9 protein-coding genes and 1 other RNA gene are annotated in these 12,377 nt (G+C 36.2%); all 10 read left to right on the top strand.

Annotated elements, in window-relative coordinates; all coding sequences use genetic code 11:
• The first annotated feature begins 97 nt into the window (after positions 1-97).
• The 10 genes from NSS97_RS25790 to alo all read left to right on the top strand — a co-directional run bounded on the left by NSS97_RS25790 (position 98) and on the right by alo (position 12,328).
• Complete coding sequence (locus NSS97_RS25790; protein WP_165927671.1) at positions 98-838, top strand: alpha/beta fold hydrolase; 741 nt, start codon at positions 98-100, stop codon at positions 836-838.
• 376 nt (positions 839-1,214) lie between these two features.
• Positions 1,215-3,653: a ribonuclease R gene (rnr, locus tag NSS97_RS25785; RefSeq protein WP_445285996.1), complete on the top strand. Its 2,439-nt coding sequence runs from the start codon at positions 1,215-1,217 to the stop codon at positions 3,651-3,653.
• Between the two features lie 216 nt (positions 3,654-3,869).
• Positions 3,870-4,337: an SsrA-binding protein gene (gene smpB / locus NSS97_RS25780; RefSeq protein ID WP_002089531.1), complete on the top strand. Its 468-nt coding sequence runs from the start codon at positions 3,870-3,872 to the stop codon at positions 4,335-4,337.
• Positions 4,338-4,462: 125 nt separating this feature from the next.
• Positions 4,463-4,817, top strand: a transfer-messenger RNA (tmRNA) gene (gene ssrA / locus NSS97_RS25775).
• A gap of 382 nt (positions 4,818-5,199) precedes the next feature.
• A complete protein-coding gene (locus tag NSS97_RS25770) occupies positions 5,200-5,877 on the top strand; it encodes a response regulator transcription factor (RefSeq protein WP_002089527.1) in 678 nt (225 codons plus the stop codon).
• Positions 5,878-6,359: 482 nt separating this feature from the next.
• On the top strand, positions 6,360-7,373 hold the full coding sequence (locus NSS97_RS25765) for a siderophore ABC transporter substrate-binding protein (protein WP_002089526.1): 1,014 nt from the start codon (positions 6,360-6,362) through the stop codon (positions 7,371-7,373).
• Positions 7,374-7,392: 19 nt separating this feature from the next.
• The gene (locus tag NSS97_RS25760; protein ID WP_107887233.1) at positions 7,393-8,409 is read left to right on the top strand and encodes an iron chelate uptake ABC transporter family permease subunit; all 1,017 of its coding nucleotides are present in this window, start codon (positions 7,393-7,395) and stop codon (positions 8,407-8,409) included.
• On the top strand, positions 8,406-9,470 hold the full coding sequence (locus tag NSS97_RS25755; protein WP_002089519.1) for an iron chelate uptake ABC transporter family permease subunit: 1,065 nt from the start codon (positions 8,406-8,408) through the stop codon (positions 9,468-9,470). The genes NSS97_RS25760 and NSS97_RS25755 overlap by 4 nt, the downstream gene beginning before the upstream one ends.
• Positions 9,467-10,219, top strand: coding sequence for an iron ABC transporter ATP-binding protein (locus NSS97_RS25750; RefSeq protein ID WP_002139178.1), 753 nt, complete (start codon positions 9,467-9,469; stop codon positions 10,217-10,219). Before NSS97_RS25755 ends, NSS97_RS25750 begins: the two co-directional genes overlap by 4 nt.
• A gap of 570 nt (positions 10,220-10,789) precedes the next feature.
• Complete coding sequence (gene alo, locus NSS97_RS25745; RefSeq protein ID WP_002191134.1) at positions 10,790-12,328, top strand: anthrolysin O/cereolysin O family cholesterol-dependent cytolysin Alo; 1,539 nt, start codon at positions 10,790-10,792, stop codon at positions 12,326-12,328.
• Positions 12,329-12,377: the final 49 nt, after the last annotated feature.

Here is a 12,377-nt window from a genome sequence, read left to right as displayed (position 1 = left end):
AAAAAGTTTCTAATTAGATTATAGAATTATAAATATGGTACACTAAGAATAGAAAGAATACGACTAGATTACAGAAGAGAAAGAGGAGAAGTACATGATGAAATTAGCATCTCCGAAACCATTTACATTTGAAGGTGGAGACCGCGCTGTTTTATTATTACATGGATTCACAGGAAACTCAGCTGACGTACGCATGCTAGGGCGTTTCTTAGAGAAGAAAGGCTATACTTGTCATGCGCCAATTTATAAAGGACACGGCGTACCACCAGAAGAGCTTGTTCATACAGGCCCTGAAGACTGGTGGAAAGATGTAATGAATGCTTACCAGCATTTAAAAGATCAAGGTTACGAGAAAATAGCTGCGGTTGGATTATCATTAGGCGGAGTATTCTCATTAAAACTTGCTTATACATTACCGATTTTAGGTGTTGTACCAATGTGTGCACCGATGTACATTAAAAGTGAAGAAATTATGTACCAAGGTATATTGGCATATGCCCGCGAATATAAAAAGCGTGAGCAAAAATCACCAGAACGAATTGAGCAGGAAATGTTTGAATTTAAACAGACACCAATGAATACATTAAAAGCATTACAGGAGTTGATTCGTGACGTACGCAATAATGTTGATATGATTTATGCTCCAACATTCGTTGTACAAGCACGTCATGATGAGATGATTAATACAGATAGTGCTAACATTATTTATAACGGTGTAGAATCTACGTTAAAAAACATTAAATGGTATGAAGACTCTACGCATGTCATTACACTTGATAAAGAACGTGATGTGCTACATGAGGATGTATATAACTTCTTGGAGCAACTAGATTGGTAAGGTCTAGTTGCCTCTTTTTTTCATAAGGGAATTTTTATCCCGCTATTTGTGGGCTAATAATCAGTGGGGACGGACAAAAAACTACTGGTTAAAGTTACACTTTATGAAAGCTGTAAAAAATCATTGGGAGATGATTAAAGTTTCACTTTATCCCGCATTAACGGGCAGTAAGCCCCCCACCTTAAAATTCAGCGAAAGCAAAGAAGTTAGGTGGGGGAACCAACTGCCCGTAAAAGCCCGATTGGTGAGGGCTAATAATCAGTGGGGGATGAACAAAACCCCCACTGATGAAAGTTTCACTTTATACATCCCCCATCTTTCGGATACACTAAATAATATAAGGGTTTAAAGGAGGTATTTCTGCTTGGAAGAAATCATGCAAGAACATATTGATAAGTTGTTATTATTTATGAGGGAAGAAGCGTATAAACCGTTAACGATACAAGAATTAGAATCGGCATTTGGAATCGAAGGCTCTGAGGGCTTTAAAGATTTCGTAAAGGCACTTGTAATGATGGAAGAGAAGGGGCTTGTTATCCGCACACGTAGTAACCGCTACGGTCTTCCAGAAAAAATGAATTTAGTACGCGGTAAATTAATTGGGCACGCACGTGGTTTTGCGTTCGTCGTTCCAGAAGAGAAGAAAACAGGAGATGATGATCTTTTCATCCCGCCGACAGAATTAAATGGTGCACTTCATGGTGATACAGTATTAGCACGTGTTAGCACACAATCAAGTGGATCACGCCAAGAAGGCGCGATTGTTCGTATTTTAGAGCGTGGAACGAAGGAACTAGTTGGTACATATACAGAGTCAAAGAACTTTGGATTTGTTATACCTGATAATAAACGCTGGACAAGTGACATTTTTATCTTGAAAAGTGCATCTATGGGCGCTGTAGAAGGCCATAAAGTAGTTGTGAAAATTACGGGCTACCCAGAGAACCGTTTAAGCGCAGAAGGTGAAGTTATTCAAATTCTAGGTCATAAAAATGACCCAGGAGTAGATATTTTATCTGTCATTCATAAACATCATTTACCTTTAGCATTCCCTGAAGAAGTGATGGAGCATGCAAACAGTGTACCAGAAACGATTTCAGAAGAAGATATAAAAGATCGTCGTGATTTACGTGATCAAATGATTGTTACAATTGATGGTGCGGATGCGAAAGACTTAGATGACGCTGTTACAGTAACGAAGCTTGAGAACGGTAACTATAAGCTTGGCGTTCATATTGCGGATGTAAGTCATTACGTTCAAGAAGGTTCTCCAATTGATGTTGAAGCAGCAGAGAGAGCAACGAGTGTATATCTTGTAGACCGTGTAATTCCGATGATTCCGCATCGTTTATCAAACGGTATTTGTTCATTAAATCCGAAAGTAGACCGTCTGACACTATCTTGTGAAATGGAAATCAACAATCTAGGTGATGTTGTAAAACACGAGATTTTCCAAAGTGTAATTAAAACGACAGAGCGTATGACGTATGCTGACGTAAGAAGCATTTTAGAAGATGAAGACGAAGCGCTAATTGAACGCTACGAGCCGCTAGTACCAATGTTTAAAGAAATGGGGCAGTTAGCACAAATTTTACGTGAAAAACGTATGCGCCGTGGTGCGATTGACTTTGACTTTAAAGAAGCGAAAGTACTAGTAGATGAAGAAGGAAAACCGACTGATGTTGTAATGCGTGATCGTTCTGTATCAGAGAAGTTAATTGAAGAGTTTATGCTTGTTGCGAACGAAACAGTAGCGGAGCATTTCCACTGGATGAACGTACCGTTTATGTACCGTGTCCATGAAGATCCGAAAGAAGATAAGCTTGAGCGTTTCTTCGAGTTTGTAACAAACTTCGGATATGCAGTAAAAGGACGTGCGAATGAAATACACCCTCGTGCATTGCAGCAAATTCTTGAAATGGTTCAAGGTCAGCCGGAAGAAATAGTCATTTCAACAGTTATGCTTCGTTCTATGAAGCAAGCACGTTACGATTCGAACAGCTTAGGACATTTTGGTTTATCAACTGAGTTCTACACGCATTTCACATCGCCAATTCGTCGTTACCCAGATACGATTGTTCATAGATTGATTCGTGAATACATCATTAATGGTAAAGTAGACAACGAAACGCAAGCGAAATGGCGTGAAAACTTACCTGAGATTGCAGAGCACTCTTCTAATATGGAACGCCGTGCTGTTGAAGCAGAGCGTGAAACAGACGAAATGAAAAAAGCAGAGTATATGGTCGATAAGATCGGTGAAGAGTATGACGGTATGATTAGCTCTGTAACAAACTTCGGTTTATTCGTAGAGCTTCCAAATACAATTGAAGGTCTTGTACATGTTAGCTATTTAACAGATGATTACTACCGTTATGACGAAAAACATTTTGCGATGATCGGAGAACGTACAGGTAACGTATTCCGCATCGGTGACGAAATTACAATTCGTGTTATTAACGTAAATAAAGACGAGCGTGCAATCGACTTTGAAATCGTTGGCATGAAAGGCACACCTCGTCGTAAGTTCAAAGATCGTCCAGTTGTGATTGAACAGCCAAGAACAGGCAGAAAGAAACGCGGTGGACGTAGCGAACGTAGTAATGAGCGCGGTGGTGAACGCGGCACAGGAAGAAAGTTTGATCGTGGTGGACAAGGACAAGGACAAGGACAAGGAAAAGCATCTGCATCCACATCCGCTAGTCAGCCAGGGAAAAAAGATGGAAATAGTAATAGTAATGGTAATGGTAAGAAGAAAAAAGGATTCTTTGAAAATGTACCAGGATTCAAGAAGAAAAAGAAAAAGCGCAAGTAAGAAAAGAGTGGCTTCGCCTTACATTCTGAGCGAGCCACTTTCGCTTTTTATTGGAATCCAGCTACAGTGGCTAGAATCTATTGGCCATTTCGCGCCCTCGGACGAAGCAAAAAGCGCTTCTTTGTCGGGAGCTCCAATGTCCAAAGATTCTGAGCGAGCCACTTTCGCTTTTTATTAACATTTGTTACAATAGTAAAAATAGAGGAGGGACGTTATATGCCAAAGGGTACAGGTAAGGTTATTGCGCAAAATAAAAAAGCATTTCATGATTATTTCATCGAAGAAACATACGAAGCAGGGCTTGTCCTTCAAGGAACGGAAATTAAGTCGATTCGCGCTGGACGCGTGAACTTGAAAGACGCGTTTGCACGTATACATAACGGTGAAGTATGGGTTCATAATATGCATATTAATACATATGAACAAGGGAATCGTTTTAATCACGATCCGCTTCGTACAAGAAAGTTACTTCTTCATAAGAAAGAAATTGATAAGCTAGCAGGTTATGCAAAAGAAACAGGTTATGCATTAATTCCAGTTAGAATCTATTTGAAAAATGGATTTGCGAAAATGGCACTTGGTTTAGCAAAAGGTAAGAAGCAATATGATAAGCGTCACGATTTAAAAGAGAAAGAAGCTAAACGTGAAATTGCACGCGTGTTCCGTGATCGTCAAAAGATGTAATACAGATATTTACATTTGTAAAACGGCGCGCGTATGATATAATAACTTATGTAAGATTGTTGCACATTGAAAAACAGCTCTTAGTAGCTATCACGATATTTCTTCGTATGCTCCATTTTTATCATGGGGACGTTACGGATTCGACAGGGATAGTTCGAGCTTAGGTTGCGAGTCGAGGGGATCGGCCTCGTTAAAACGTCAAAGCCTATAATTGGCAAACAAAACAATCTTTCTTTAGCTGCTTAATTGCACTAAAGGTTCCTCCCTCCATCGTCCATGTGGTAGGGTAAGGGACTCAAACTAAGTGGACTACGCCGGAGTTCGCCGTCTGAGGGCGAAGGAAGAGAACAATCAGACTAGCAACTTGGAAGCCTGTCGATAGGCCGAAGAGTTCGCGAAATGCTAATATATCGACTACACTCGTAGAAGCTTAAGTGCCGATATTTTTGGACGTGGGTTCGACTCCCACCGTCTCCACCAATACATAACTGTTTGGTGGTTTTTTATTTTGTATGATATGAACCATAACTTTGCCAGAGTGGCGGGGGTATGGTTCTTTTTGTTTTGTGGTTTGATAAAATGCTTAAGTTGAGGACGGTACCCTTGAAACAGAAACTGAGGGAATCGTTATTGATAATAAGCAGCTAGATAATATAGTTGCTCTTAATGATTAAATAATATGTATTTAAATCTTCATATATTTTGTGTTTTTATCCATATCTATTGTAAGATTATATAGAGTTCTCCTAATAAGCTGTTATAATGGCTTTTTTTAGGGATTTAATATTTATAAATCTTAAATTATTTTTTGGGGATAACTTTTTATCTAACTAAGTTATATTGAAGTAGAGGTGAACCATCGGTGAAGCAGGTGTTAGTAATTAAGAATGAACGGTCTTTTGCAAAGAAAATCGTAAGCGGTCTAACGCAAGAGGGCTATTTCATTTTAAAACTTCACAATGAAAACCAAGGTTTAAATATAGTATATGAACAAGATTGGGATATTATCATATTGGATTGGGATTCATTAAGTATATCGGGGCCAGAAATTTGTAGACAAATACGACTTGTTAAAACGACACCGATAATTATTGTGACCGACAATATTTCTAGCAAGGATTGCATAGCAGGGCTACAAGCAGGAGCAGATGATTATATAAGAAAACCATTTGTGAAAGAAGAATTAGTAGCGAGGGTTCAAGCTATTTTAAGGAGAAGTGACTGTATCCAACAAAATGAGACAAACTTTTTTCAGTTTAAAGATCTCTTTGTTGATGCATCTAGCCATATTGTGAAAAAAGGTGGTAAAAATCTCTCGCTTACTAAGCGCGAGTACGATTTACTTGTATTTTTAATTAAGAATAAAAATACAATATTGAGCCGTGAAATGCTTTTGAATCAGGTTTGGGGATATAACGTAGTAGTCAATCCAAATGTAGTAGACTTATATATTGGGTATGTAAGAAAAAAGTTAAAGTGCGAGAAGAAAGAGAGATATATTCAAACGATACATGGCAGAGGCTATTCAATGGTTGAATGATAAAAATAAAATAATAGGTAAAGTACAGTTTGTCATAATAGAAAAAACGAGTAAAACTATTTCATACAGTTTTACTCGTTTTTTCTATTAAACCTGATAATCAAATAGTTTCTGTGAAATATTAAAAGACGGAAACTATAAAAAGAAGATTACTACCAGACAATAGATTATGAAAAATTAGCTATTAATGGGCATTTTTTTTTGTAGTAGAAATCATGGTTTATAAGGTGCCCAATCTATTGATTAGTACGTGTGGGGGATGACTCTGGTGCGCATTAGATGAGACTGTATCTAGTTTATGTTTAATTTTATTAACTCACACCATTCACAAGATTTTCACATAATTAATGACTATACTTATTAACAGGATATTCAAATGAAAATGATTATCAATAGCAATTTAGATGCATAAAGGTTACTATCTAATTTAATCTATGGACGTTATCATTTTCGAACTAAATTACATTATAAGGAGTATACGTATGAAAAAAACTATGCTTTTAAAATTAGTAAGTATTTTAGCAATTTTCACTTTAATGTTAGCAGCTTGCTCGGATTCAAGTAAGGAAACTTCGAAAGCTAATAAAGGTGATAGTAGTGATAAGCCAAAAACAGTTGAAATCACTGATGCACATGGAACTGTTAAAGTCCCTGTAAATCCAAAAAATGTAGTTGCTTTGGATAATAGAACTTTTGAAACTTTAGCTGATTGGGGAATTAAATTAGCGGCTGCTCCAAAGGATGTAATGCCTGCAGATTCAGCATATGTAAAGGATAGTAAAGTTCAAAATATTGGAAATCACCGCGAACCAAATCTTGAAATTATTGCAGCGGCAAACCCTGACCTTGTAATCGTTGGTCAAAGATTTGCTGGCCATTACGAAGAGATCAAAAAATTAGTGCCAAATGCAGCTGTTATTGATCTTAATGTTGATGTTTCTGAGAAAGCTACTAAGCCTGGAGAAAACTTAGTAAAAGGACTTAAAGATTCTACAATTTCTTTAGGAAAAATCTTTGATAAAGATAAAGAAGCTAAAAAATTAGTAGCTGATTTTGATAAATCTATTGAAAATGTAAAATCTGCTTATAATGGAAAAGATAAAGTTATGAGTGTTATCGTTACTGGTGGGAATATTGGTTTTGCTGCTCCTCACTCTGGTCGCGTTTGGGGACCAATGTATGAGATTTTCGGTTGGGCTCCAGCACTAGAAGTGTCTAATTCTACTGCAGGTCATAAAGGTGATGACGTTTCTGTTGAAGCTATTGCACAAACAAATCCTGATTGGCTTTTCGTATTAGATCGTGATGCTGCAACATCTGATGCTGCTACTTCAGCTCCTGCTCAGGATGTTATTTCTAAATCACCTGCTCTTCAAAACACAACTGCTGTTTCTAAAAAACAAATTGTTTATGCACCAGCAGATACTTACACAAATGAATCAATTGAGACTTATATAGAGTTATTTGGAAATATCGCAAAAACTTTAGCTAAGTAGTGTAAAGGAGTACGAAACAGTGTCAAAAAATATGATTTCTAGGGTTGAGAATATTTCTCAACCCCAGTTTTATAACCACAATAAAATATGGACAAAACCTTTTATAATAGCGATTATAGTTGTTATAATTTTAGGGATTATATCACTGTTTACTGGAGTTTATGATATACGTGGACAAGAGGACGGAATGGAGATGTTTTTCATCACTCGTGTTCCGAGAACAGTTGCATTAATGCTTACCGGAGCTGCAATGGCGATGGCAGGGCTCGTAATGCAATTAATTACACAGAATCGTTTTGTTGAACCTACTACAACGGGGACTATTGAATGGTCAGGCTTAGGCCTGCTTTTTGTATATTTATTATTTCCTGCCCCGACGTTAGTTCAAAGAATGACTGGTGCAATCATTTTTTCTTTTATAGGAACTATGATTTTCTTTCTATTTTTAAGAAGAGTTAAACTTCGTTCGTCTTTAATTGTCCCGATTATTGGATTGATGCTTGGAGCAGTTATTTCTGCAGTGTCTACTTTTTTGGGACTCCTTTTTCAAATGACGCAAAGTATTGAAACTTGGTTTGTAGGTTCATTTGCTACCGTTCAGGTGGGAAGATATGAATATTTATGGCTGATTGTTATCGTTACTTTGCTTATTTTTATGTATGCTAATAGATTGACTCTAGCTGGACTAGGAGAAGATGTCGCAACAAGCCTTGGAGTTAATTACAATAGAATTGTTCTTTTTGGGACTGGCCTTATCTCTGTTGCAGTTGGAGTTGTTGCAGCTGTTATTGGAAACTTACCTTTCTTGGGATTAATTGTTCCAAACATTGTTTCAATGTTTAGAGGTGATGATCTTAGGAGTAATTTACCTTGGGTATGTGTGATCGGAATGGGGACAATAACTGCCTGTGACATCATTTCTCGAACAATTATAAAGCCTTTTGAAGTACCTGTTTCTTTAATACTTGCAACAGTGGGAGCAGTCGTATTTATTACTATTTTATTGAGAAAAAGAAAACCAAGGAGGCTGCGATGATCACATTAGACTATAGAAATAAAGAAAATGTCGAAATCGATTCTAGCCTTCATAATGAAAGTAGATCAGCTAGCGCTTTTCGTTCTAAGAAGGAAGCAAGACGTTATTGGATTGTACTAATAACATTGATCGCTTTAGGTCTCCTTTCTTCATATGGACTTTTAGTTTATAACAATCCAGTTCCGATAGATTCACCTTCTTTTATCCCAGTTGTTAAGAGAAGGATAATAGCCATTGTTGCGATGATTATTGCTGCAGTTTGCCATAGCTTGTCGACAGTTGCTTTCCAATCTATTACGAACAATAAGATTATTACTCCTTCGCTTTTAGGTTTCGAATCACTTTATTCAGCAATTCATACGAGTACAATATTCTTCTTTGGTGCTAGTGCATTAATAAACTTTAATGGAATTGGATCGTTTGTATTCCAAGTTGTTGTTATGGTCTTCATGAGTTTGATACTTTATGGATGGTTACTTTCCGGTAAATACGGGAATTTACAACTTATGCTTTTAGTTGGAATTATTATTGGTACCGGACTAAATTCTGTGTCAACTTTTATGAGAAAGCTACTTGCGCCTTCAGAGTTTGATATTTTACAAGCGAAATTATTTGGTTCTGTTAATCACGCAGATCCTGCATATTTTCCTATTGTAATTCCTATGATCATAATTGTAGCAGTATTAATTTTTGCTCATTCTAAGAATTTGAATGTTTTGTCACTAGGAAAGGATGTTGCTACTTCTTTTGGAGTTAAATATCAACCTAGTGTAATTTATACGCTAGTATTAGTTGCTATTTTGATGTCCATTTCAACAGCTCTAATTGGGCCACTTACTTTCTACGGCTTTTTAGTAGCAACTTTGAGTTATCAGGCCGCGTCAACTTATGATCATAGATATATTTTTCCAATGGCTTTTGCAATAGGATTTTTGATAATGACGAGTGCATACTTTTTAATGTATCATGTATTCCATGCTCAAGGTGTAGTTTCAGTTATTATTGAATTATTTGGTGGAATAATATTCTTAACTATAGTTTTAAGGAAGAGGGCTTTATGATAAAAATTGATAATGTTAAAAAGTTCTATACTGATAAGGTGAAAATAGGACCTTTGGATATTGAAATACCAAAAGCGGGCTTTACTTCTTTAATTGGACCAAATGGCGCTGGAAAGTCAACGACACTATTGATGATTGGAAGACTTTTAGATATGGATGAAGGCCAAATTCAGGTAGCAAATATGGATGTTTCTGAATCCAAATCAAAAGACTTAGCAAAAGTTTTGACTATATTGCGACAAGAAAATCATTTTGTAACTAGGCTTACTGTTAGACAATTAGTTGGATTTGGGCGCTTTCCTTATTCAAAGGGAAGATTAACTAAAGAGGATGAAGCTATTATTTCTAAATATATCGATTTTCTAGATTTAACTAATTTAGAGAATAGATATTTAGATGAGCTTTCTGGTGGTCAAAGACAAAGGGCATATGTTGCGATGGTGTTGTGCCAAGAGACTGAATATGTACTTTTGGACGAGCCTCTGAACAATCTTGATGTTGCTCGTTCTGTTCAAATGATGGAGCATTTGAGACGTGCGGCTAATGAATTTGGAAGAACAATTTTGACTGTTATGCATGACATAAATTTTGCAGCCAAATATTCTGATAAAATTTGTGCTATGAAAGATGGACAAATTGCTGCTTTTGGAACAGTAGAAGAGGTTATGGACCCGGAAATTTTGACAGATATTTTTGAAACAAAAATAGAAATTATCAATGGTCCTTATGGGCCAATCGCTGTTTATTAGTTACAAAGTGTAAAAAATGAGTATGTCAAAAAAATACTGTAGCTTGCGTAAATCATGCCAGCTACTCTAGTTGAAGTTGCTGTCTGTATTTTATAGGCAGCAGCTTTTTTTTATGTGATTGCCCATGAGGACTCTTAATATTTCTGGATGCTCGTAACAGTCCTGCATGTATTTCATTACTTCTAGTCCTGCGACGCTTCCAACAATAAACTTGTAAATTACTCATAAAATGCAAAGGAATGCTTCACCTTTTCAAGTATTTACCAAACGAAAAAAATTATCTCTGTATAACTTTTTATAAGAATTCAGCTTGTTTTTTTTGTATGTAATATTGCATATAAGAGTGTATTGATAAAAGTGTAAGGGGTCACTATAATGAGGGCATAAAGATAAATCACATTTTCGTAGCAATAAAAAAGGAGGAAATAATATGGAAATCGCAATGGCAGTTTTGAAATTTGTAGGTGGCGTAATCCCGTTAATTCAAGAACTTTTGAAAGCATTTATGTAGGTTTATTAGTTAGCTATCATTTATCAATCATTATCATATCTTACTAAAAAAAGAACGGGGTGATTTTTCTGAATATTAAGAAAAACACTAAAAGAAGAAAGTTCCTTGCGTGTTTATTAGTTAGTCTATGCACTATTAATTATTCATCTATTTCCTTCGCAGAAACACAAGTAGGTAATGCAACTGATGTAACCAAAAATGCTAGTGGCATTGATACTGGTATAGCAAATCTTAAATATAATAATCAAGAGGTTTTAGCTGTAAATGGTGATAAGGTAGAGAGTTTTGTTCCGAAAGAAAGTATCAATTCAAATGGTAAATTTGTAGTAGTGGAACGCGAGAAAAAATCACTTACAACTTCACCAGTCGATATTTCGATTATTGATTCTGTGGTGAATCGTACGTATCCAGGAGCGGTACAACTTGCAAATAAAGCTTTTGCAGACAATCAACCGAGTTTATTAGTGGCTAAGAGAAAGCCTTTGAATATTAGTATAGACTTACCTGGCATGAGAAAAGAAAATACAATTACTGTCCAAAATCCGACATATGGTAATGTGGCTGGAGCAGTAGATGATTTAGTATCTACTTGGAATGAAAAGTATTCTAAAACACATACGTTACCTGCAAGAATGCAGTATACAGAATCTATGGTTTATAGTAAATCACAAATCGCAAGTGCCCTTAACGTTAACGCTAAATATCTTGATAACAGTCTAAACATTGATTTTAATGCGATTGCAAATGGAGAGAAAAAAGTGATGGTAGCGGCATATAAGCAAATATTTTATACCGTAAGTGCTGAACTACCTAACAATCCATCCGATCTTTTTGATAATAGTGTTACTTTTGGTGAGTTAACTCGTAAAGGTGTAAGTAATTCGGCTCCACCTGTTATGGTCTCAAATGTAGCTTATGGTAGAACTGTTTATGTAAAATTAGAAACAACATCTAAGAGCAAAGATGTACAAGCTGCTTTTAAAGCCTTACTTAAGAATAACAGCGTCGAAACGAATGGACAGTACAAAGATATTTTTGAAGAAAGTACCTTTACTGCTGTAGTATTAGGCGGAGATGCGAAAGAGCATAACAAGGTTGTTACTAAAGATTTCAATGAAATCCGAAATATCATTAAAGATAATGCTGAATTAAGTCTTAAAAATCCAGCATACCCAATTTCATATACAAGTACTTTTTTAAAAGATAATGCAACTGCTGCCGTTCATAACAATACAGATTATATCGAGACGACAACTACAGAATATTCAAGTGCTAAAATGACACTGGATCATTACGGTGCTTACGTTGCGCAATTTGATGTATCTTGGGATGAATTCACATTTGATCAAAATGGTAAAGAAGTACTAACACATAAAACATGGGATGGTAGCGGCAAAGACAAAACGGCTCATTACTCTACAGTTATCCCTCTTCCACCAAATTCAAAAAATATAAAAATCGTAGCAAGAGAATGTACTGGTCTTGCATGGGAATGGTGGAGAACAATTATTAATGAACAAAATGTTCCATTAACAAATGAAATAAAAGTTTCAATTGGAGGAACAACATTATACCCAACTGCTAGTATTAGTCATTAGGTATAAAAAGGCGCCCTGTAAGCAGGGCGCTTTTTTACTTAGTCACAAA

This window comes from Bacillus sp. FSL R12-0074, from assembly GCF_038005725.1.
Lineage (GTDB): Bacteria > Bacillota > Bacilli > Bacillales > Bacillaceae_G > Bacillus_A > Bacillus_A mycoides.
The sequence above is the reverse complement of the archived record's forward strand: the minus strand, read 5'-3'. Positions and strand labels throughout refer to the sequence as shown.

What these genes read in the sequence shown, in the direction of transcription:
- NSS97_RS25790 (WP_165927671.1), top strand. Translation starts at nt 98, where the DNA reads ATGAAATTAGCATCTCCGAAACCATTTACATTTGAAGGTGGAGACCGC.
- rnr (WP_445285996.1), top strand. Translation starts at nt 1,215, where the DNA reads ATGCAAGAACATATTGATAAGTTGTTATTATTTATGAGGGAAGAAGCG.
- smpB (WP_002089531.1), top strand. Translation starts at nt 3,870, where the DNA reads ATGCCAAAGGGTACAGGTAAGGTTATTGCGCAAAATAAAAAAGCATTT.
- NSS97_RS25765 (WP_002089526.1), top strand. Translation starts at nt 6,360, where the DNA reads ATGAAAAAAACTATGCTTTTAAAATTAGTAAGTATTTTAGCAATTTTC.
- NSS97_RS25755 (WP_002089519.1), top strand. Translation starts at nt 8,406, where the DNA reads ATGATCACATTAGACTATAGAAATAAAGAAAATGTCGAAATCGATTCT.
- NSS97_RS25750 (WP_002139178.1), top strand. Translation starts at nt 9,467, where the DNA reads ATGATAAAAATTGATAATGTTAAAAAGTTCTATACTGATAAGGTGAAA.